The sequence below is a fragment of the Streptomyces sp. NPDC048057 genome, assembly GCF_040653095.1.
In the GTDB taxonomy this organism is placed as follows: Bacteria; Actinomycetota; Actinomycetes; order Streptomycetales; family Streptomycetaceae; genus Streptomyces.
The window spans coordinates 69,473-92,042 of the sequence record NZ_JBEZNF010000031.1 but is presented as its reverse complement, the minus strand read 5'-3'; the positions used below and the strand labels follow the sequence as shown (position 1 = coordinate 92,042).

General features: G+C 69.4%; 19 protein-coding genes. 15 read left to right on the top strand and 4 right to left on the bottom strand.

The features are described from left to right. Positions 1-101: 101 nt before the first annotated feature. Together AB0E05_RS30255 and AB0E05_RS30250 are read right to left on the bottom strand one after the other, a co-directional pair. Entirely contained in the window at positions 102-1,055 is a 954-nt protein-coding gene (locus AB0E05_RS30255) for an FAD-dependent oxidoreductase (RefSeq protein WP_361969296.1), read from the bottom strand. A 10-nt stretch (positions 1,056-1,065) separates the two neighbouring features. After that, positions 1,066-2,511: a carph-isopro domain-containing protein gene (locus AB0E05_RS30250; protein ID WP_361969293.1), complete on the bottom strand. Its 1,446-nt coding sequence runs from the start codon at positions 2,509-2,511 to the stop codon at positions 1,066-1,068. Between the two features lie 206 nt (positions 2,512-2,717). Between AB0E05_RS30250 and AB0E05_RS30245 the strand changes: the two genes are divergently transcribed. Genes AB0E05_RS30245 through AB0E05_RS30205 form a run of 9 tightly spaced genes read left to right on the top strand, consistent with a single transcriptional unit; the run spans position 2,718 to position 11,959 of the window. Next, a complete protein-coding gene (locus AB0E05_RS30245; RefSeq protein WP_361969291.1) occupies positions 2,718-3,233 on the top strand; it encodes an ATP-binding protein in 516 nt (171 codons plus the stop codon). 44 nt (positions 3,234-3,277) lie between these two features. Next, positions 3,278-4,588, top strand: coding sequence for a glycosyltransferase family 4 protein (locus tag AB0E05_RS30240; RefSeq protein ID WP_361969289.1), 1,311 nt, complete (start codon positions 3,278-3,280; stop codon positions 4,586-4,588). Beyond that, entirely contained in the window at positions 4,585-5,568 is a 984-nt protein-coding gene (locus AB0E05_RS30235; protein WP_361969286.1) for a D-2-hydroxyacid dehydrogenase, read from the top strand. The genes AB0E05_RS30240 and AB0E05_RS30235 overlap by 4 nt, the downstream gene beginning before the upstream one ends. 11 nt (positions 5,569-5,579) lie before the next feature. Further along, positions 5,580-6,689 (top strand): GTP 3',8-cyclase MoaA, encoded by a 1,110-nt coding sequence (locus tag AB0E05_RS30230; protein ID WP_361969283.1) that lies wholly within the window; start codon positions 5,580-5,582, stop codon positions 6,687-6,689. Further along, the gene (locus AB0E05_RS30225; protein WP_361969280.1) at positions 6,689-7,807 is read left to right on the top strand and encodes a hypothetical protein; all 1,119 of its coding nucleotides are present in this window, start codon (positions 6,689-6,691) and stop codon (positions 7,805-7,807) included. The genes AB0E05_RS30230 and AB0E05_RS30225 overlap by 1 nt, the downstream gene beginning before the upstream one ends. Positions 7,808-7,822: 15 nt before the next feature. Then, on the top strand, positions 7,823-8,620 hold the full coding sequence (locus AB0E05_RS30220) for a radical SAM protein (RefSeq protein WP_361969277.1): 798 nt from the start codon (positions 7,823-7,825) through the stop codon (positions 8,618-8,620). Between the two features lie 29 nt (positions 8,621-8,649). Then, on the top strand, positions 8,650-10,359 hold the full coding sequence (locus AB0E05_RS30215; protein ID WP_361969274.1) for a carbamoyltransferase C-terminal domain-containing protein: 1,710 nt from the start codon (positions 8,650-8,652) through the stop codon (positions 10,357-10,359). 5 nt (positions 10,360-10,364) lie between these two features. Further along, positions 10,365-10,976, top strand: a complete 612-nt coding sequence (locus tag AB0E05_RS30210; RefSeq protein ID WP_361969271.1) for an HD domain-containing protein — start codon at positions 10,365-10,367, stop codon at positions 10,974-10,976. Beyond that, entirely contained in the window at positions 10,973-11,959 is a 987-nt protein-coding gene (locus AB0E05_RS30205) for a glycosyltransferase (RefSeq protein WP_361969268.1), read from the top strand. The genes AB0E05_RS30210 and AB0E05_RS30205 overlap by 4 nt, the downstream gene beginning before the upstream one ends. A 7-nt stretch (positions 11,960-11,966) precedes the next feature. On the opposite strand, the gene gltX is transcribed toward AB0E05_RS30205, so the two are convergent. Continuing rightward, entirely contained in the window at positions 11,967-13,343 is a 1,377-nt protein-coding gene (gene gltX, locus AB0E05_RS30200) for a glutamate--tRNA ligase (RefSeq protein WP_361969379.1), read from the bottom strand. A gap of 384 nt (positions 13,344-13,727) precedes the next feature. Beyond that, a complete protein-coding gene (locus AB0E05_RS30195; RefSeq protein ID WP_361969266.1) occupies positions 13,728-14,900 on the bottom strand; it encodes a hypothetical protein in 1,173 nt (390 codons plus the stop codon). 303 nt (positions 14,901-15,203) lie between these two features. Here AB0E05_RS30195 and AB0E05_RS30190 point away from each other — a divergent pair, with 303 nt between their 5' ends. From AB0E05_RS30190 to AB0E05_RS30165, 6 genes are all read left to right on the top strand, one after another. After that, positions 15,204-17,183, top strand: coding sequence for a hypothetical protein (locus tag AB0E05_RS30190; RefSeq protein WP_361969263.1), 1,980 nt, complete (start codon positions 15,204-15,206; stop codon positions 17,181-17,183). A gap of 39 nt (positions 17,184-17,222) precedes the next feature. Continuing rightward, on the top strand, positions 17,223-17,567 hold the full coding sequence (locus AB0E05_RS30185; protein WP_361969260.1) for a hypothetical protein: 345 nt from the start codon (positions 17,223-17,225) through the stop codon (positions 17,565-17,567). 1,025 nt (positions 17,568-18,592) lie between these two features. After that, the gene (locus AB0E05_RS30180; protein ID WP_361969257.1) at positions 18,593-19,177 is read left to right on the top strand and encodes a sigma-70 family RNA polymerase sigma factor; all 585 of its coding nucleotides are present in this window, start codon (positions 18,593-18,595) and stop codon (positions 19,175-19,177) included. Then, positions 19,174-19,926 carry an anti-sigma factor gene (locus AB0E05_RS30175; protein ID WP_361969254.1) on the top strand — a complete coding sequence of 251 codons (753 nt, stop codon included), beginning with the start codon at positions 19,174-19,176 and terminating at the stop codon, positions 19,924-19,926. Before AB0E05_RS30180 ends, AB0E05_RS30175 begins: the two co-directional genes overlap by 4 nt. 303 nt (positions 19,927-20,229) lie before the next feature. Next, positions 20,230-21,834, top strand: a complete 1,605-nt coding sequence (locus AB0E05_RS30170) for a sulfite oxidase (protein ID WP_361969251.1) — start codon at positions 20,230-20,232, stop codon at positions 21,832-21,834. A gap of 70 nt (positions 21,835-21,904) precedes the next feature. Further along, on the top strand, positions 21,905-22,558 hold the full coding sequence (locus AB0E05_RS30165; RefSeq protein ID WP_361969248.1) for a fasciclin domain-containing protein: 654 nt from the start codon (positions 21,905-21,907) through the stop codon (positions 22,556-22,558). The last annotated feature ends 12 nt before the right edge of the window (positions 22,559-22,570 follow it).

The following is a 22,570-nucleotide window of genomic DNA, read 5'->3' as shown; positions in this document are numbered from 1 at the left end:
AACTAAGCAGTGGAAGCGCCCGGTGGACGGCCCTAATCGTCCACCGGGCATCCGCAGTTCCGTCTGACGGAATGCTCACCGAGTAGCAGCGAGAGCCGTGGTCACGTGGCCGACAGCAACGCCCCAACCTCTTCGGCGCAGCCCCAGGAAAGCGTGACGCCAGCACCTCCATGCCCGTAGTTATGAACGACCACGGTGCCGTCCTCCGCCCGCTCCATTTCCAAACGGACTGCGTCACGCGTCGGACGAGCACCGATCCGGTGCTCCAGGACGCGGGCCTCGGCGAGACGGGGTTCAACCTCGGCACAGCGGGCCAGGATGCTGGCCGCCACCTTATCGTCGGGGGCGAGGTCTCCTTCGCTGTCGATGGCGGTGCCGCCCAGGACCACGGTGTCGCCGTGAGGGTAGATGCACAGGAGGTCCTGCGAGGAGCCGGTGTCCTCGGAGAAGAACTCGGTCAGCCCCGGGTTGGTGACGACGACGTGCTGGCCGCGGATGGGCCGAAGGTCGGAGTCGGGGGCCAGAACCTTGGCGCCGAGGCCCGTGCAGTTGACGATCACGGTGGCCGGGCCGGCGTCCGCGAGCGAGGTCAGGCGTCGTTGTTCGACGGTTCCTCCAGCGGCATCGAGCCGTCTCAGGAGGTAGTCGAGATAGGTGGGCATGTCGATCAGCGGCACGGTGAACCGGTACCCGGCGGTGAAACCGGTCGGCTGTTCGGTCGACTCGCACGGCTGGAAGCCCGGAAGAGCGGTGGCCCAGTCCGGTGGGGACTCAGCCGTGCGGGACGCCTCGATGCCGCTGGTGAGCCGAACGCCCGTGGCTGGGTCCTCGGCCAGTTCACGGAAGACCTCCAGGGACCGCTGGCCCCACTCGTCGACCTTGTCCTTCGGCTCGACCAGATACGGCCCCCACATCGCCCCGGCTGCCAACGAAGTGCCGCCCGGAATCTGCTCGGCGATCACGTGCACCGAGGCTCCGGCCTCGGCGAGGACGACGGCGGTGGTGAGCCCCGCCACCCCGGCCCCGGCAACGACAACGCGCTCCCCTGCGGTCATGGTCCTGACCCTAATGGCCAGGTGACGTCGACGAGGCGTGCTGAACGAGGGCGTGCTCCAGGGCCGGCAGGAAGCTGCGCACGTGGGCGTTTCGCTGTCGGCGGCGCAGGTCTGCGGCGAGTTGGTGAAGCAGGGCCGCGCTGCGCGGCGAGCGCACGACGTCGAGGCGGTCAGCGACGATCTGGCCGACCTCGCAGGCGGCCTCCAGGTCACCGTGGGCACTGTGGCCCAGGGCCAGCCAGGCCCCTTCGAACATGGCCCTGCGCTGGCTGGGGTCGCCGCGCGGAACGTCGTACGCTCCGGACCGGAGCATCTCCGCTCCCTGGGCGAGGAAGCGACGTCCCCTCATGCCACCGCCCGCCTTCGTCTGGGCACGCCCCATCTGGATGAGGCCGTAACCGGCTTGGCAGTCCAAGTGGTTGTCGGTGAGGAAGTACATCCAGCGGGGTTCCTCACGGCCGCCGTCTCTGCTGGCGATCAGTTCGCGGGCGGCCCCGCGGGTGTGGGCGAAGTCGTTGTCGCGGCCAGCGGTGGCGTACGCGTACGCGAGCCGGGACAGAACGGATGCCCGTACGGCTGGCGGGGCGGCGTCGCTGGCGCGGCGGGCGGCCTCACCGAGGGCGATGGCGTCCGCGGGATGGCCCCGGCTCGCCGCCTGGAAGGAGAGGTCGCCGAGGATGTGGGCGGACAAGGGCAGGTCGTTGACCTGATGCGCCGCCCGGAGCGCCGTGGCGAAGTAGCGCTGTGCCAGACCGTGATCGGCTGCGTCGAAGGCCATCCAGCCGGCCAACTGGCCGATCTCCGCGAGTGCGCGGATGAGGCGGCTCGCGACGGCGGGAGCGTGACCGCCTTCCCGGATGAGCAAGCCGACCGCACGGAACTGGGCGCCCACGTAGGGAAGATGACGCGCGCCGCCGTGCTCGTCGTCGAGCGCGGAGAGCATGGGCAGGTGTTGTTCGACCTGGTCCACGAGCGGATCGGCGCCCACGGACGGCGTGATCCGAGGAGCGTATTGGCCACGGCCCGCCGTGCCGTCGAGGTACTGGGCGACGATGGCGAGGAGGCCCGAGCCCGAGATCGCGAGGAACCGACGTCGGTCGACCAGCCCTCCCCTCACCCAGTCCTCCACGATCGCCTCCATGCCCTGCACGGTCCAGGGCCGTGCCAGGTCCGTGTCGGCCGGTACGAGCGCCGATGAATCGCCCGCACGGCCCTGCCAGAGTTCGGCCACCGAGACAGGTCTACCCAATTCCTGCGAGAGAACGTAGGCGGCCATCGTCGGTAACGGCGAGCGCGGCAGGGAACCGGCGTCCCGCCAGTGGTACGGCGCCGACTCGGCCACCGTCCCCGATCCGAAAACCCTGTTGAGCTTGCGAGCGAGCGCCTTCGGGCTCCACCCGAGTTCGTCGAGGCACTCCGCCAGTGCGTCGTTGGGTTCCCCTGCCTGCGGTGCCACGTGCGACCACCTCTTGTTTCAGTGGTTCGTCCATCACTTCTCAAGGTCCCTCATGGTGACGCCCTCAGGCGGCGGATCACCGCCTTCTCAAGGAAGTTGACCGAGTTGACCTGTTGATCAGGTCCCTCGCCACCGGCCTCCTCAGGTGTTCTTGGATCCCGGTGGACGGCGCCCCCTTCGGCGTCGACGGAGAAAGAGGTGGGGCCTTGAGACGCCACAAGAGCACCTCCCGAGGCCGTACGTGCAATGTGCTGGAGCGCGAAGCCGGACCACCGCCCTCCGTCACCGAAGAGGGCGACGTCGGCGCGACCACGCTGATCACGGATCTGCCGTACGGGCCGAAGGCCGCCGAGGTCGCTCGGGACGCGGTGGCGGTCGCACTCCACGGCACCGAGCCGGACCTCCTCGATGACGCCCGCCTCATCACGTCGGAGCTGGCGACGAACGCGTACGCCTCGGGCAGCCCGCCCCTGGTCCTGTGCGTCGACCGCACGAACCCGACCACCGGCGGCCTGGAGGTCGAGATCACCGTGTCCGACGGCGGCTGCTCTCACCTCGCACCGTCCACTCCTCCACCTGCTGGTGACGAGGCCGAATCGGGACGAGGTCTGGTCATCGTCGAGGCCCTGGCCGACGCCTGGTCGTTGACGACCGGCACCCAAGGCACCCGTGCCTGGTGCCGAATCGCACGCGGGTCCAGCCCTTCGACGGCCAGCACCTGACGTCCACGTCCGCGACAGCCCGTCCTTGAAGGAGGCACCACACGGTGCGCATCGACCATGCGACTTCACCACCCTCGCCCACGGCCGTACCGGAGCCGGCCCGCCGGCCCCGTGTCGTCGTCGCCCTCCACGAGGGCTTCTACGGCGCGGCGTCGGGCACCGGCTTCAGCAACCGAGCCTTCCTCACAGCCCTCGCCCGCCTGCTGCCGCCGGGCCGCCTCGCTGTGATCGCCCCGCACGTGCCGGAGACGGCAGGAGCGCACGACCGGCGGTGGGCCAGCGAGGTCCAGCAGATGCTGCGACAGGTCGAGGCCGACGTCATCTCGATCCCGGAGGTCCGAGCGGCGCCGGACTCCATCCCCGGCTCCGTGCAATTGTGCGACCTGGCGGGTGAGAGCGCCGGACGCATCGCCGACCGCGCAAGCCGGTGCCTCCTCGTCGGCCTCGACATTCCGTTCCTCGGGCTGGCCCCCTGCACGTCGCCGACCACGGATCTCTTACTCGTACCCCGCACGACGACGGCGCTGACGAGGCCCAAGGACACGTCTCGGATCCGCTGGGAGCGAGACGCCCTGCGGGCAGCGGCCGTCCGTGGCGGGCGGATCGGCGCCATCTCCTCCCACATGCGAAGCCACCTCGTCGCCAGCTACGCAGTCCCCCGAGGCAGCATCGTGAGCATCCCGAACGGGCTGATCCAGGAGGAGACGGCCAAGCCGGCCAGTGCCCCGCCCCTCCCCTTCAAAGCCCGCGCCGGCTTCCTTCTCGCCATGGGCCGTGCCGTGCCGACGAAGGGCTTCGACGACCTCCTGAAGGCGCTGCACATCCTCAAGAAGCAAGAGGTCCGCGCTCCGCACCTCCTCCTGGCAGCCGTCGCCTCGGACGAACACGAGCGCCCGACCTCGTACCAGGAGGACCTAGCGGCCCGCATCCGCGCGTACGGACTGGACGCGACCCTGATCACGCGCTTCACACCCGCGATCCGCGCCTGGCTGCACAGCCCGGCCCTGCGCGCGGTCGTCGTTCCCTCGCGGGAGGAACCCTTCGGGCGCATCCCCCTGGAGGCATTCGCGGCCGGAGCGGGCCCGGTGGTGGCGACCACCGCCGGCGGGCTGGCCCAGACCGTCGTCGAGGGCAAGACCGGTTTCACCGCCGCACCGCGGGACGCCAGGGGCCTGGCGTCCGCACTCCACCGCGCCCTGACCGCCCTGCCGCGAGAACGCGACCGGCTCCGAAGAGCCGGGGCGATCCTGGTGCGCTCGCGCCACGACTACGAGGCCAGCATCGGCTCCGTGATCGAACGCATCGCCCCGTGGGCCCTGGCGCCGTCCCCCGCCACAGAGGGCAGAGCGCGATGAACCAGCAGGTGGTGTTGATCAGTCTGGAGTCCCCGCACTCCTTCTGGCGGTTGTCCGCCGAGCACGAGCGAGCGCTGGCCGCGGCCTTCCCCGGTGTCGAGTTCCGTACGGCGGCCGAGGACGTCGTGCCGCACCATCTGGCCGAGGCGCACGTCTACTTCGGTTGGAGGTTCGAGCCGTCGTGGCTGTCCAACGCGCCTCGTCTGAGGTGGATCGCGTCCCCGGCCGCCGGCACCGACCACCTGCCCGTTGCGGAGGCCCACTCCGTCGGGGTGGCTCTGACCCGCTCGTACGGATTTCACGGCAGGCCCATGGCCGAGCACGCCATGGGCCTGATCCTGGGCTTCTCCCGCGGACTGTTCACGAGCCACCGCGTGCAACGTCACCGGACCTGGTGGAAGGACGACCTGGCCAAGGAGTTCTTCGATCTCGCGGGAGCGACGATGACCGTCGTCGGCTGCGGCAGCATCGGGAAGCACCTCGCTCGTGCGGCCCACTCCTTCGGAATGAACGTCATCGGCGTACGGCGGACGCCGCCGGTCGCTGCCGAGGGCGGGATCACGTGGATGCACACGTCAGCCGTGCGCCAGGCGGTCGCCGTCGCAGACGTGGTCGTCGATCTACTGCCCGCCACGTCGGCCACAGACCGCTTCTTCGACCACGACCTCTTCACCGCTTTCAAGCCCGGGTCCCTCTTTCTCAACCTCGGCCGTGCGACGACCGTCGATCAATCGGCCCTCCTGTCCGCCCTCAGCGACGGCCGCCTCCGCGGCGCCGCTCTGGACGTCTTCGACCCGAGGCCGCTGCCCACCCGCCATCCGCTGCGGCGCCACCCACGGGTCGTCCTCACGCCGAAGAGCTCCACGCTCAGCCGCACGTACATGGACGAGGCGGTCGCGTTCTTCACCCACAACCTGCGTCGGCACCTCACCGGCCAGCCGCTCGACGGCCTGGCCGAGGTGCCCGTTCTCCCCTCGTAGGAGGTTGACCGATGTCCACCACACACCATCGCGACCTGGCCGCCGCCTTCGCCGCGACCGGCCGCAACCACCCCTACCTGGCCTTCACCCTGAACTCGCTCTGCAACCTGGACTGCGTGTTCTGCAAGCCGCGCTGCATGCCGGACTACGGGCACAAGGATCGTCCCCTGACCGCCTCCGACTACGCGGCCATCGCCGCCGAGGCCGGCGCCTGGAAGGTCAGGAAGGCGCACTGCTCCGGCGGCGAGCCGACCCTCCGAGCGGACATCCTCGACGTGATCGAGGGCTTGGCCGACGGCCTCGGGCCCGGCGCCGCGATCGGCATGACCAGCCACGGCAACCTGCGCCGCGGCCTGAGCGTCGAGAAGCTCCACCGGGCCGGCCTGACGTACCTCAACCTCAGCCTCCACAGCCTCGACCCGGCCCGTTCCGCCGAGATCATGGGCGGCGGCGACCCGCGCGTCACCCGGCGCACCCTCGACACCGCCCTCTCCCTCGGCCTGCGTGTGAAGATCAACTGCGTTCTCCAGCGCACCTACCTGGACGACGCCTTCGCCGTGGCCGAACTCGCCCGCGACCTCCCCATCGCGGTCCGCCTGATCGAACTCCAGAACATCGGCCCCGCACGGGCACTCTTCGACACCGAGTTCATCACCGAGGCAGAGGTCCGCGAACGCCTCCACGACTGGTTCACGAACGCCGGCGAGGTCCGCAGGGCCGAACTCGGCGTCCGCAGTCCGGGGCGGTACCTCCGCCCCGACGGCTGGGCGGGTTCGATCGGCTTCATCTCCAACTCCAGCTGCGCCACCTGCTCCGACGCCAACCGCATCAAGATCACCCCCACCGGCGTCGCCCGGCCCTGCATCCTCCACAACCGCGACATCCCCCTGAAGCCGCACCTCGCCGACGGCACCCTCGGCGACGCCTTCGCCCACCTCTTCCAGGCCATGCTCGACCGCAACACCAACGACGCCTGGCAGGGCTTCCACTACGTCGACTACGACCTGCGCTGGGACCGCATGGAGCGCCCCGAAGGCGCCCCCGTCCTGCCTGTGCTGCCCCTCCTCGCCACGGACACGGCCCGGCCCGCCTGCGCCCGCGCATCCACCGGGGAGCGGTGATGACGGTGACCGACGCGCCGCCCCTCTACCTGGGTCTCGGAGCGCTGTACGAACGCACGCTGGAGACCCACGGCGTCGGCGCGGTGATGCTCACCCACAAGTGGCAGCCGGCCGACCTGCTGGCTCCCCACTCCGACATCGACGTACGGGTGCTCCTCGCCCACGCGCCGGCGGACTGGGAGGAGTGGAACCACCGCCTGGCGACCGCGCACGGCGCCGCGGTCGGCGAAGAGGTCTCCCACCGGCGTCTGCTGGAGCATCCGCCCGGTTTCGCCTTCACCGTGGCCGAGGCGGACGGACGGCTCGTCTCCGCCCCCGAGCTCGCCACCTGGTCGCTGGTCAGCGGGAGCGCCCGGGACCTCCAGCGCTGGAAGTCCCGGGCCCAGATGGCGCCGTGGTGCGAGGTCGACGAACGGTTCTACCGGGGAATTCTCCGGGGGCGGCTGGGCGGCCGGTACCAGTTGGCAGCGGACAGTACGGACAACGTGGCGGAGGACATCGCTGCGTATCTGCGCCATTGCGTGGCCTGGCACTACCTCGCTCCGTGCTGGTTCGCCGCCGCGGCGCTCGCGACGCGGACCCGCTGCCCCGGTAAGACGGCCGCCCTCACGCAGTGGCGGCCGGACGGGCTGGACGGGTACGCCGAGCTGTTCCTCAGGCACGCCGACGACGGAGCCAACGCTCGTCCGCCCGGCCCGCGTCATCTGCTCCGCACGGCCCATGTCGCCTTGGAGGCGGCCATGCGCCGAGTCCCCGAGGCAGGCCACCCTGTCGACCCGGCTGAGGAGCACGACCGAACAGACTGGGTGATGACCGCCGGGATGCTCCGCGTACGCGTCGCCCGCTGGTTGTACTACCTCGACCCGCCGCCCGGTGTAGCGACCGAGTACCTGATCCGGCGCGAGGCGAAGGAACTCCGAGCCGCTGCACGAACCCTGAACGCGCTCGCGGCAGACAGGACCACTGCCGCTCGGCGACTGGCCGCTCGGATGGCTGCGCTGATCCCCACCGGACCGACCACCGCGGGCACCTTGCGCTCGACCCTCGCAATCTGGCACCGGCAGATGTCCATCGTGCAGGACTTCCTCAGCCTCGCCCCCGGTGACGTTCACCTCTGACACAAGGATCCCGCCATGCCCACGCGCGTGCCCATGCCCCGAACCCTGAAGACGGCCAAGATCAAGATCACGACGAAGTGCAACCGGTCCTGCGACTTCTGCATTTTCGCCAACGGTGCCCAGGGCGAGAACATGTCCCAGGAGCTGTTCTCCACCGTCCTGACCCGGTTGGAGACCATCTCCTTCCAGCAGCTGCACATCAACGGCGGCGAGCCCACCGTGCACCGGGACTTCGCCGCCCTCAGCGAGGCGGCCCGCACCCGTCTGCCGGGCAAGGTCATGGTCCTGGGCACGAACGCCATCACCCTGGCCCGCAACAAACGGATCATGGAGGCCACCCTCCGTTCGTACGACCAGATCCTCATCGGCTGCGACGACGAACACGAGAACTACGACGAGGTCCACTCCGTCGTGCCCCGCCTTCGCGAAGCCGACAAGACCGTCGTCATCAACAGCGTCCTGGAAGGCATCAGCCCCTCCCGCCTCACGCAGCTCGCGACGCTGTGCGACACGTACGGCGCCATCCACGTCACCAACCACGTGCACCACATCGACGTCGGCCAGCCGGCCAACGAGTTGCACGGCATCTGCGACCGCTACCTCGACCAGCACCTGATGATCGAGATGGACGGCTCCTGCTACCGCTGCTTCAACGCCATGGCGAAGGACGACAGCGAGTTCAGCATCTGGGACGAGGACTTCGCGACCAAGGTCTTCGCTCCCCGCAGCCACCACTTCCGGTTCTGCCTGCGCTGCCACGAGTACACCGACTCCGGCGCCGCCGTCCTCCCCGCCCCGGCCCTCACTCTCTGAGCCCCCTCCCAGACCGGAGGTACACAACCATGCCTGCAGTCCTTGGACTGAACTTCCACCACGACACCAGCGCCGCCTTGGTCGTCGACGGCCGCCTTTACGCGGCCGAGGAGGAACGCTGGAGCGGCGTGAAGCACAACCACCCCACCCGCAAGGGGACGCTCACCTCCCCGACCCGCGCGCTCGAATGGTGCCTGGAGGCCGCCGGCCTCCAACCGGAGGACGTCGACGCCGTCTGGGCCGCCTCCATGCGCCCCAACCCCGCCGCGGGCTGGTGGCTGGCCGAGGAGCGCGACGAACTCGCCGCCCTCCTGCCCGTCCCGCTCGGCGAGCACCTCCGTCTCCTCTCCCACCACACGGCCCACGTGCTGTCCGGCTACCTGCTCTCCGGCCACGAGCACACGGCGGGCCTCGTCATCGACGCCGGCGGCTCATCCCTCGGCTCCGACTTCGGTCCGGGCCGCGAGCGCATCACCGGGTACGACTTGCGGCCCGATCGCATCGACCGCCTCCACCAGGGCATGCCGACCGTCGTGCCCGGCCCGGTCGGACCCCGGCGCGTCCACTCCTCCCTCGGGCACTTCTACCGGAACCTCGCCCGGCGGGTGATCCCGCCCGGCGACGAGCCCGAGGGCAGCATGATGGCGCTCGCGGCCTTCGGCGATCCCCAGCGCTACGGAGCCCAGCTCCGCGAACTCGTACGGCTCGGTGACGACGGCGACATCCGCATCAGCCACCCCTGGGGTTCCGCGGACAGCGGCACGCCGCTGTTACTCGGTGGCCGCGCCTGGTCCGCCGACAACGTCGCGGAGCAGCCGGAACACGACCGGGCGGACCTGGCCGCCGCCGTCCAGGAGGTCTTCGCCACGTCGGTCATCCACATCGCCCGCCACCTGCGACGGCTCACCAGCGCTTCGACGTTGGTGTTCTCCGGCGGGTGCGCCCTGAACTCCCACCTCAACGGTCAACTGGCCACTGACAGTGGCTTCGACACCCTCTTCGTGGCGCCAGCCCCACACGACGCCGGCACGGCCGTGGGAGCCGCGTTGTACGGCTGGCACTACCAGCTCGGGCAGGAGCGGCTGCCGGTGCCGACCGATGCGGCCTGGGGCCCACGCCCGGGAAGCCTGCCAGCGGTGCCGTCCGGCTACCGCGCCCTGACCGACCTGGGGCCGGCGCTGGCGCCCACGGTGGCCGCGCTGCTCACGGAGCACCGCATCGTCGGCTGGGTGCAGGGCCCGCTCGAATTCGGGCCGCGGGCACTCGGCCATCGCTCGATCCTCGCCCACCCCGGCCACGCCGCCACGCGAGACCGGCTCAACACGATCAAGAGGCGAGCCGCCTACCGACCCTTCGCCCCGGCCGTCCTCGCCGAGGACGCCACGAAGTGGTTCATGACGGCGGGCGACCCGTTCATGAACCGTGTCGCCCGCGTCCGCCGATGCCGAACCGACCGCATCTCCGCGGTCACCCACCACGACGGCACGGCTCGTGTCCAGGCTGTCGCCGCCGACCATCAGGGCCTGCGCCAACTCCTGGAACGGTTCCACGAGCGCACCGGACTGCCGCTGCTGCTGAACACCTCCTTCAACCGCAAGGGCGCCCCGATCCTGAGGACCGCCGAGCAGGCCGTGGCAGCAGCGGCGGACCTTGGCCTCGACGCCCTCGCGGTCGGTGACACCCTGCTACTCGCCGAGGACGTGCCCGACCGCCGTGCCACGGCCCTCCGTACGAGGTGATGCCGATGAACCCCATCGACCTGGACCGCGTCCTGACCGTGCTCGGCGCCGCGACGTGGGGCACGGACGATCGGTCCCGCGCCCGCGTCGCCGGCAGCATCGCCCTCACCGTCTACGACAGTCACGCCCGCGACCAGGGCACCCCGTACCTGGAACATCCGCTGGCCGTCGTCACGCTGCTGCGCACCGAGATCAGGGTCAACCACCCCGAGACCCTCCTCCTGGCCCTCCTCCACGACGCCTTGGAGGTGGCCCCCGAGTCGGAAGCGCTGCTCGTCCAACACCTCGGCTTCCCGTTCACCGCGCGCCTACGCGCCATGACGGCCGACCACCGCCTCGAACAGCGCCCCAAGGTCGCCGGCGACGAGACCCGCTGGCGCGCGAAGCAGGCCGAGCTCCCGCCCGAGGATCTCCTCGTCCGGCTCGCCGACCGCGTCCACAACCTGCGGGATCTCGCCGCCTCCCCCAAGATCGACCGGCGCCGACGGTTCCTCCAGGGCCTGAGCGACTTCCACCTCCCGCTCGCTGAGGCCGCCCGCGGCCTCAGCCCTCATCTGGACGCCATGCACGCGCTGCTCCACGCGGAGTACGTCCGACACCAGCAGGAGGGTTCGTGAAGAGGGTCGTCTACTCGATGGAGCCGGTGGGCCGGACCGGCGGCCGGGTCTACCTGCGGATGCTCCACGAGGCGATGGCCGACGACGTGGAGTGGCGCACGGTTCCGGACCACAAGCGCACCTACCGGACCCGCCGCTGGCGCAAGGTCCGCCACCTCGCCCGTCTGGCCCCGACGGTCCGGGCGCTGAACGGTGCCACCGGCACCTTCGTGTGGGACGACCTGACTCTGCTGCTCTTCACGCCCGAGATGCGGGCGCGCACGGTGTTCGTCCTCCACCACTACGAGCCCCTGCAGCACGACTCCGCCCCCGTCGAGGCCATGCTCTGGGAACACTTGTTCCGGGTACTGCCGCAGTGCGCCGCCGTGGTGTGCGTCGCCCCGTACTGGGCCGACTTCCTCCACGCCCGAGGCGTCCGCAACATACGGGTGATCTACAACGCCTTCGACATGACGGAGATCGAGCGGGCGCGCGGATTCGACCGGGACGAATGCCGCGCCGAGTTCGGCTTGTCCTCGGGCGTGATCGGCGTGTACGCGGGCAAGGCCGTGCACTGGAAGGGAACGGAAGAGGTCTCGGCGGCCTTGGCCGGCGCCCCCGGACTGCGGGTGATCACCAGCGGCAGCAACACCATCGGCTTCGACGGCACCCACTACGACGTGGAGCGCGAGCGGTACCTGCGGCTGCTGCGGGCGTGCGATGTCGGCGTCTTCCTCCCCCGGATGCGGGAGGGCTGGAGCCGCTGCGCTGCCGAGGCCCTGCTGCTGGGCCTGCCTTGCCTGATCCGCCCGGTGGCCGGTCTGGGTGACCTCGCCGCACTGACCGGCCAGCCGGCTCCGGACCTCAGCCGCCTGCAAGCCCAAGTCCGGGAACGTGCGGCGGCACGCCAGGCCGAGGCCAAAGCCGCGTACGAGACCCTGGCCCAGTTCGACCTGAACTACTTCGGCAACGCCTGGGGCGACCTCCTCGCGAAGGTCGCCTGACCTTCGGCTACGCCTGCGCGGCAGCCAACTTCTTGGACGCCGCGTCCAAACGGGCCAGCACGCGGTCCCGGCCGAGCAGTTCCATGGACTCGAACAGCGGGAGTCCGACCGTTCGGCCGGTGACCGCGACCCGGATCGGCGCCTGTGCCTTGCCCAGCTTCAGCCCGTGCTTCTCACCGACGGCGAGCAGGACGGCCTTCAAAGCGTCCGCCTGCCAGTCAGCAGCGGCGGCAAACTCGGCGCGGGCGTCAGCCAGAACGTCGTCGGCACCCGCCTTCATCGCCTTGCTCCACGACGCCTCGTCCCAGACAGGCTCGTCGAGGAACAGGAAGTCCACATAGCTGGTGATCTCCGACAGCAGCGCCAGTCGGGTCTGGGCGAGCGGGGCCGCCGCCTCGAAGAGGGCCTTGTCGAACGCCTCCGGGGCCCACGGCGCGTAAGGGGCGACGAGCCACGGCGTGCAGGCGCCTGCGAACTGCTCCGGCGAGAGGGCCCGGATGTACTCGCCGTTGAACGCCGTCAGCTTCTTCACGTCGAAGAAGGCCGGCGCGGTGTTGACGTCCTCGATCCGGAAGAGCCGCTCCAGCTCGTCGTGCGGCATGATCTCCCGGTCATCGCCGGGGCCCCAGCCGAGCAGCATGAGGTAGTTCACCATCGCCTCGGGCAGGAAGCCCTCGGCGAGGTAGTCCTCCAGCGCGACCTTGTCGCGGCGCTTGGACAGCTTCTGCCGCTTCTCGTTCACGATCACGGGCAGGTGCGCCCACACCGGCGGCTTCGCACCCAGCGCCTCCCACAGCAGCTGCTGCTTCGGCGTGTTCGACAGGTGCTCCTCACCCCGGATGACCTGCGTGATTCCCTCGTCCAGGTCGTCGACCACGTTCGCGATCAGGAAGACCGGGGACCCGTCACCGCGGGCGATCACGAAGTCCTCGATCGCGCTGTTCGGGAACGCCGGCTCCCCGCGGACCAGGTCGACCACGACGGTCTCCCCCTCATCCGGCGTCCGGAACCGCAGCGCGCGGCCCTCCTCAAAGGCCAGCCCTCGGTCCCGGCAGAACCCGTCGTACCCGAGGTGATCCGACCCGGTGCGCTCCTTCAGCTGCTCCCGGGTGCAGTCGCAGTAGTACGCCCGGCCGGCCGTGAAGAGCTGCTGGGCCGCTTCCCGGTGCCGGTCGGCGTTGTGCGACTGGAAGTACGGCCCCTCGAAGGCGGCGTCCTCGCCGTGGATGCCGATCGCCGCGAGCGCGTTGATGATCCCGTCGATCCACTCCGGCTTGTTCCGGGCCGCGTCGGTGTCCTCGATCCGCAGCACGAACGTGCCGCCGGACTGTCGTGCCACCGCCCAGTTGTAGAGAGCGGACCGTGCACCACCGACATGGAACATGCCGGTCGGAGACGGGGCGAAACGAACGCGGACCGGGGCAGTAGACATGCACTCCAGCGTACCGACGTGGGCCGTGGACCCCGAACCAATCGACCCGCCTCAGTGCCGACGTTTCCGGCCGTCTTCGACCGTTCCGCTCCCAGCGCCGCCGGCCCCCTTGCGCTGGATCCACCGCGAGCCGCCAGGACGACCCCGCGCCTGCCGAGCCTCGGGCAGGGCTCACGGAGGCGCTAGACGTATCGACCCCACCAGCTCAGCGCCCCGGAGGCGAGGCACACCTCCATCACTCTGTGTGTAGCGCTTTGCGCGGACTGCTACGACGCCTCATGGGCTCGACCATCCACTACGTGATCGGTGTAGTAGCAGTGCAGCGAAGCAGCCAACTCACCGGGGGATGATCAAGTCGGTCAGTTGCCCTGGCGTAGGGACCTTCCCTCGGTTAACCGCGATTGCCGCCCCAATCACGACCACAGGGAGTAGAGCCACGAGAGCGGCCTCGGGGAGCCCCGACAACGAGGCACTCGCCATGGTGAGAACAACTAGCGATCCCACCACCGCAAGCCGCAGTCGTTCACGAGGAACGACCGGTTCAACGTCACCTATTTGATCTTCGTCGAGCAGCTGGCCGACTCGTCCTTCTGCATAGCGTTCCGCGATCGTCACCAGCAGCACCGCGAGTTCTCGCAGCGCCTGTTCAGGGTCGGTGTCTTGTCGGGCCTCAACCTTGCGGAGCGCGCCTACCACGCGCGCCGTATGGTCGCTGACGACGCGCTCGTGATGCTTTCGAACGTCGCCACGGCGAGTCTGTGGCGCGCGCCAAATGACATTCTCCGCTGCTTTGAGCGAGACTCGGGGGACATCATCCCCCGGTCGTCCGGTACGCCACCGCCTCTGCGCCTGCGCGCATTGCACCGCTGCGAGCACCAGGACCACCACTGGCCAGCATCGCAGATAGTCACCGCCGCCCCAAGCCTTTCTCTCGGCCCGTTCACGTTGTCGCTGTCGTTCCGGGCTGTGAGAGAGCGCCGCGCTCACCCTACGGATGAGGGGTATTGCAAGCAGAAGGACCAGAACCACCAGAATGCCGCGCAATGCGTCGAAGGCTTCGGCGGGCCCTTCCCAGTCGCGGACAGCCCCAGGGACGGCAAGGACTCTGTCGACCAGGCCGCCCAACGGATCCGGCCCGATCCTGACCGGACGGTCCACGCGAGGCTTCCGGAAGAAGATGTCACCGGCATTCCACACGAGGAGCGCGAGGGCAGCCAAGCTCGCCAGGTAGACCGGAATGGCGACTTGGGCCGAATACCACCATCGCACCACCCATACGGGAGGCAGTCCGTGACCCGGCGGGACCCCGCCCACCACAACGTCCGGGAACACCTCCCGGGCTTTGGCGAGGAGCACCTCCGCGTTCCGGGACGCCAGGAGACGCCTTTGACGCCTGGTCTCCTGGACCACGCGCCGGCGCCACCAGGCGCGCAGAGGCACGTAGGAGAACAAGACGGACAGCGCGAACAGCACCGCCAGTTCAACTACCAGCACCAGAAGCGTCTTCACGTACGGCAGTCTCCCCGATGCCTCTGACAGCGCTTCTGCTCAGAGGCCGCTCAGCCTGCAGCAGACCGACGCCGGCATGGCCTTCAGGGGCGGGAACCGGTCAAGATGATGATGCCCGTGCGGGAACCACGCTGCGGATGTCCACGCTTCTCACCTGGCGTGATGCCGATCCGCCGAGTGAGGCTTCTCGCTAGAGCCCATGTCGTCCTGGTGGCGCGTCTCGCGCTTTCCCTGACTGACCCGATCATTCGTGGGCAGGATGGGCCGCTGAAGAGCAGAGGGTCTCGGGGGAGGTGGCCTATTATGTCCTTGCTGCCTTGGCGAACCTCGGACGCGAGCGGTCCGTCCCGCGAGATTCTCGCCGAGTCGGATCACTCCGAAGCGGTGCCGGGCATTCCGCTTCAGAAGGGCCCTGCCAAGACCGTCGAGGTCGATGGCCACCGAGCCCTACGCACGACGTACGCGAAGCGGGACGAGCCGCCTTCCGCGAATGAGGTCACCCGCATGCTCGCGGGCGCCATGCACACGCGCGTGAACCGCATCGGCCAGGCACGCGATCTCATGGGCCAGTGGCAGGACCGCGTCAGGGACCGCAACAAACGGGACATCCAGCATCTGGGACCGCTTGCCGGTGAGGAACTTGTCCGATGGACGCTGGCCAACGTTCTCAACGCTCGCAAGCGCCCTGCCCCCTCGTTCGGCTTCGGCCTTCCGGTCGTCCTTACGCACAGCGTCGCCGCAAACCGACAGCTACGACTCCGCGGCATCGCGATCGTGGGGGCGATTGGCCTGGTAGCAGTGCGCCATCCGCGGGGCCCGGTGGCGCTGGTCGTCCTGGCGCTCCTCCGCCACTACCTCCTGGAGGCGGGGCTCCTTCGCTCCCTACTGCGCTGGGGTTTCAGCTCGCTCCTTCCCTTGCTCCTTGTGATAGCAGGTGGATACCTGGCCTGGGCACAGCTACGGCCCCACACGCCCGTTATCGCATTCGCGGTTCGGGACTCCATCGCCGTCGCGGTGTGGACCGTGCTCCTGCTGACCGCCGTCTATACCGCGGACCGCTGGACCTGCCTGGCCTACCTCTCCTCTCTGGCCCCTCGGCGCAGGAAGCCGGGCAGCCGCCCGCGCCTGGCTCCACGGGCGGCTGCCCGGATCGCCGAATGCGAGGTGAGCGAGAGTTGGCAGAGCACGCCGTACCGGAAGGAAGGCTGGATCAACCGCTTCGTCGGTGCCGGTCTCGACGCCTGGCGCGCCACCGGACCACGCATCCAGCTCACAGCCGCCGGCCGTGCCGACGACAGGAAAGAGGGCGAGCGCAACGGCGCAAGCCCGGCCCCACAGCCCCATCCACCCACTGAGGCCGGAGCCGTGCGGAAAGAGGAGACCGCGACCGGGATCCGCAAGTTCGAGGCCGACGAACTGCTGGACAAAGTCCGCGACGAACTCGAACACCTTAGCGGTGTCCTCGTGGAGACCCACGCACTGCCTCACTGCGACATCTTTGAGACGCTCGCCGTTCCGCAGTCCCGGTGGAAGAAGCTCCCACGCCGACCTGGCCGCAAGGCCGGTGCCCTGCGCAAAGTCCTCGATAAAGCCTGGCCGGAAGCACGGGAAATGATCGAGGAGGGCAGGAAGGCTCCGTCAGGCCACCACTCACGTCGCTATCTGGCCGCGCAGGTCGTCGACTGGAACGGAGACATCGTCGTCACCGTCTTCGCCCACGCCGCGTTGGAGGGCAAGACGCTCCACTTCGTGACCCGGCCGCATGTCCTGGCCCCTCTCCAGGACGAGGCCCGCGCCGAGTCCGTCAAGGGACAGGATCTCGCCAAGGAGATCGTGTTGGCGCCGGTACACGCTCTGGGCGACACCGCCGCGCTGGCACGGCGCACCCACGCTGGCCTCGTTCGCGCCTTGGACATGGTCATGGGTGGCTTGCTGGGACGCTCCGCCCAGCGGCAGGTGGCGGCTGTCCTCGACAAGACCGAGCAGAAGGACTCCGGCGAGCCGGTCAGCCTCCGCGAGCATTGCGCCCTCGACACCCCGGAGGACATGCATCAGGTCGAGGACGCGGCCCGGCACATCGCAATCCTCCAGTCGCGCATGTTCAGCACCGTCGGTGCCTTCCTCGACGACCACGGCGTCTACACCGGCGACTTCAGACGCCAAGCGCAGGAGGTCGTCACCAAGATCTTCATCAACGGCGACCACAACCAGGTCAACACGGGGACCGTGCACGGCGATCAGACAAAGAACACCACGACCGACAGCGAACAGCTGAAGGGATGACCATTGAGCATCTGGCGAGGCCGCGAGACGAGTGGCGGCATGCACGTCACAGGCAACAACAACCAGGTCAACACCGGCCGGGTCGGCGGGAACCAGCAGCAGTCGTATATCGGCACGGGCCAGGACGCCAGCGGTCTCCAGGCCGCGCTGGCGAAGCTCTCGGAACTCGACACGGCCCTGGAGGAGCACTCGGGGGAACTGAGCAACCCCGATCTGGCACGACGCACGGCCACGCGCATCGGCGAGGAGCTGAACAGCCCCAGGCCCGACGAGCGCCGGGTCAGGGAGAACCTCGAAGACCTCGGTCTCGCCATCGGGCCGGCAGCCGCCGTCGTCACCATCCTTCAGGGCCTCACCGCCGCCGTAGCCACCCTGTTCGGGTAACGCCAGGTCCGAGCGGGACGGTCGGAGACGCGTACGCCCACCGGACCCGTCTCACCCGCGCGTAGGGGAGTGGACCGCCCAATGCCGCGCTCGATGCCCGGTCTCGCCTGCAAGCGGCGGAAGGGACCGCAGCCGCACGGGGTCCCGACTTCACGACGACCGCCACAAAATCCGCCAACGCCTCAGTTGCTTCCGGACGTGCCCCATCCGTGCCCTTCAGGGCGGTAAACAGCGGTAACACAGGTGTCCTGGGGGGTAACGAGAGACGCCGCTGCAAATGCCATTTTTGCAGGTCAGGCACCAGATGATCGAACTGAGCGACGGTGATTCCCAAGCTTAGAGCGCGAGTTCGATTCTCGTCACCCGCTCTGTGAATGAGGCCCAGGTCTTCGACCTGGGCCTCATTTATCGTCTAGACCTTTCCGATCCACGTGCCACAAGTTCCGTAACGGGGCGTCAGATTGCGCCCCGATCCACAGCACGCCGCCACACGGCGTTGAGCGCCCTCGGACACCGATTCTGGCCGAAGGCTCGTGCACGCAGGGCGGCGCCCCACTCGCCCACGGAGACGGGGCCATCCGGTCCGTCCTCACAGGTCACCTTCTGTCGTTCCGCTCGCCAGGCCCCGACCTTGGCGGGCTGATGGCATTGACGTACTGGCTGCCAAACCGAAGGTCGGCTCCAGACAGAGGCGGAGGAGCCGCAGGTGGAGCTGTTCAGTGGTGGCCGCGACGCCTTGTCCGTCGATCCAGCGCGGCCTCCACTGCCGGAGGCGTCCGGGCACAACGCGTTACCCATCTGATGACCTGGGATCCCTCTCCCCTGGAAGGCTCCAACTCGGCCTTGGACTCCTCGTCCGGGCCGTTCGCGCGGGCGGACAGGGAGTCGATCTCCGGGTTTTCTCAGCGCGGATCGTCCGATCCGTTTGTCCTTCATTACGGACCGGACGAATGGCCGCTTGGACCAATCCTTGGGCCGCGGGGGCTCGGATTACATCTGGAGATGTGCTGACCACGGAGGACCGTGTGGAAGAGGCCGTGTACATCGGCAGGAATCCGTCGACCGAGCCGGACCTGGAGGAGTTGGTGGGGCGGGTGGCCCTGGGGGACGAGGAGGCGTTCGGTGAGGTGTACGACGCTGTGGCGGGCCGGGTGCTGGGGGTGGTGCGGGCGGTGCTGCGTGATCGGGCACAGTCCGAGGAGGTGGCCCAAGAGGTCCTCGTGGAGGTGTGGCGCACCGCTCCTCGGTACGTCCCCGAGCGCGGGACGGCGCTCAACTGGGTCCTGACCCTGGCACATCGCCGGGCGGTGGACCGGGTGCGGTCCGTGGAAGCGGCGGCCGTACGGGACCACAAGGCGGCGCTGCTGGCGCGGACTCCGGAGTACGACGAGGTGGTCGAGCAGGTCGAGGCACGGCTGGAGCGGGAGCAGGTGCGGCGCTGCCTGCGCACGCTGACGGAGATCCAGCGGCAGGCGGTGACGTTGGCCTACTACCGGGGGCTGACCTACCGGCAGGTGGCCGAGGCCCTGAAACTGCCGTTGGGGACGGTCAAGACCCGGCTGCGGGACGGACTGATCCGGATGCGTGACTGCCTGGGGGTGTCGCTGTGACCACCGACGATCTGCACCTGCTCACGGGTGCCCACGCCCTGGGCGCGCTGCCCGAGGAGGAACGTGAGGCGTTCGAGCGGCACCTGACGGAGTGCGAACCCTGCGCTCGGGAGAGCGCCGAGTTGTGCGCCACCGCGGCCCGCCTGGGGTCGGCCGCCTCCGCCGTGCCCCGCGATGAGATGCGTGAACAGGTGCTGCGCCGGATCACCACCGTCCGACAAGAGGCTCCTCGCACGCCGGGACCGGTGCGTCCGCTCGGCAGGGGGGCGACGCAGGCCCGTCTCCTGTCGCGTTGGGCGTTGGCGGCCTGTCTCGCCGTCGCGGCCCTCGGGGGGACGGCGTGGTGGCAGTTCGACAGGGCCGAGGACGCCGAGAGGCGTGCGCAGGCCGTGGAACGGGGAGCGTCGGAGGTCGCCGCCGTGCTGTCCGCGCCGGACGCGAAGGTCGACGTCGGTGACCTCGGCGGCGGAGCGACGGGCAGCGTGGTCGTGTCCCGCAGCAGGGACCGGGCCGTGTTCGTTGCCTCCGGTCTGCCTCGCCCTCCCACCGGGAGGACGTACCAACTGTGGTTCGACGACGGTGAAGCGATGCGCTCCGCCGGTCTGCTCGACCCCGGCCGTACGGACCAGACGGTACTGATGCAGGGCGCCGTCAGCCGTTCCTCGGGCATGGGGATCACGGTCGAACCCGAGGGAGGCTCGGCACAACCCACCTCCACTCCGCTGGTCTTGATGAAGTTCGCCTCGTGAGAGGTCCGAGCCCCGCGGGAGATCCGAGGGGAGCGGCGGTGCTGAAGGGTAGGCGTCGGCAACGTGCCGGTTCCTGAGGGGGCATGAACTGACGAAAGCAGGGGCGCGTCGCAATGTGCGGCGTGCCCCCGGTCGTTTCCACCGTCCGTTGCTTATCCGTTCTTCCGCATGCCAGGCGGACTGCCCAGGCTGTCACGGCGGTTGCATCCGTAGCGGGTACTCGATTCGGATGGGTCAACAGCGCAACTTCATCCGATCGGGCGGCAGACCAATCCGCAAGCCGATCGGAACCGGATTCCCCGTGTGAGGGACGACGAGCAGAAAGCACAGGGCCGGGCCTGCGGGGCCGGTCTGTGGCTTGGCGCGCTGAGCGGTGGTCTGGCGGGCTTCGCCGCCCTTGCCACCGCCGAGTTGGTCTCTCCTGCGGTGCGACCCCAGGCCGGTCCGATCGTCGCGGTCGGCGGTGCGGCGATCGACCGCACACCGGCCGCGGTCAAGGACTGGGCGATCCGCAACTTCGGCACCAACGACAAACTGGTGCTGCAAATCGGGATTCTCGCGGTGCTGGCTATCTTCGCGCTGCTCCTGGGAATGGTCACGTTGCGGTTTCGGCGGGTGGGAGCGTTGGGCGTGCTCCTCTTCGGGTTCGTCGGGGCGCTGGCCGCCACCACGCGGCCCGATTCGAGCAGCACGCTGGACGCGCTGCCGTCCCTGCTGGGCGCGGCCGTCGGAGCGGCTGCACTTTACGTTCTGACGGGCCGTCTCGTCCGACGGCGCCAGGTCGCCGGTCCGCAGTCCGTCGCCGAACCGACGGAGGGCTGGGACCGGCGCGGTTTCGTCATCGCGGCGAGCGCTGCCGCGACGGCGTCCGTCGGAGCCGGTGCCCTGGGGCGGTTCCTGCACGGTTCCAGCGGCCGGGACGCGGTCGCCTCGCGAGAGCGGATCGTCCTGCCGGCGCCCGGATCTCCTGCCGCCCCGGTGCCCAGCGGCGCTCACCTGCGGATCGCCGGCACAAGCCCCTTCCTCACGTCGAACGGTTCCTTCTACCGCGTCGACACCGCCCTGGTGGTGCCCAAGGTGGATGCCACCGCTTGGCGACTGCGGATCCACGGCCAAGGCGTCACCCGGCCGGTCACTCTGACCTTCGACGACCTGCTGCGGCGTGACCTGGTCGAGCGGAACATCACCCTCACCTGCGTGTCCAACGAGGTCGGCGGACCCTACGTCGGCAACGCGCGCTGGATCGGCGTGCGCCTGGCCGACCTGCTGGCCGAGTGCGGGGTGACACCGCCGTCGAAGGGCGGGCCCGCCGACCAGCTCGTGGCCCGTTCCGTGGACGGCATGACGCTCGGGAGCCCGGTCGAGGACGTCATGGACGGCCGCGACGCCCTCCTCGCCCTCGGCATGAACGGCGAGCCCCTCCCCTTCGACCACGGCTTCCCCGTTCGCATGGTCGTGCCCGGCCTGTACGGCTTCGTCTCCGCCTGCAAATGGATCAAGGACATCGAGCTGACCACCTTCGACGCCTACGACCCCTACTGGGTCAAGCGGGGCTGGGCCCGCCGGGCACCGATCAAGACGCAGTCACGGATCGACACCCCGAGGCCGTTCGCACGGCCGAAGACCGGCACCGTGATGGTCGCCGGGGTTGCCTGGGCCCAGCACCGCGGCATCGACAAGGTCGAGGTCCGCGTCGACGACGGCCCCTGGCAACAGGCGCGTCTCGCCGCCGAGGACAGCCCCGACACCTGGCGCCAGTGGTCCTTCCCCTGGCAGGCCAGCAAAGGGGGTCACACCCTCACCGTGCGCGCCACCGACCGCACCGGAGCCATACAGACACAGGAACGCACGAAGACCGTGCCTGACGGCGCCAGTGGCTGGCACTCCGTCGTCGTCACCGTCCAGTGACCTCCGAGCCCAACCAACCCGACCCCCACGAAACGCGGCTCATGCCGCTCGGCCCAACAGGAGAAACACCATGAACACCCGTCTCCGCCGTACCGCCGTCGCCCTGGCCGCCGCGGCCGTCCTGCCGCTGGCCCTGAGCGCCTGTTCCGACAACGGCAGCGACTCCAACGAGTCCGATTCCGCCCAGGAGGCGTCCGCCCCCGCCGCTGACGACCCCGGCACGGGCTCCGAAAGCACCGCGTCCATGGACAAGCCCTTCGGGCCCGCCTGTTCGACGGTGCCCACAACGGGCTCCGGTTCCTTCGACGGCATGGCCAAGGACCCCGTTGCCACCGCCGCCTCCAACAACCCCGCCCTGTCCACCCTGGTGGCCGCGGTCCAGAAGGCCGGACTCGTCGACACCCTCAACAATGCCCAGAACATCACCGTGTTCGCGCCGACCAACGACGCCTTCGCCAAGATTCCCAAGGCCACCTTGGACAAGGTCCTCAACGACAAGGCCCAGCTGACGAAGATCCTCACGTACCACGTCGTCGGCAAGAAGCTCGCCCCCACCGACCTTGCGAAGGGCTCGTTCGACACCCTGGAAACGACGAAGGTCACGACCTCGGGCTCCGGCGAGTCCTACACCGTCGGGGACTCAGCCAAGGTCGTCTGCGGCAACGTCAAGACCGCCAACGCCAACGTCTACATCATCGACACCGTCCTGATGCCCACGAGCTGACCGGACACCGGA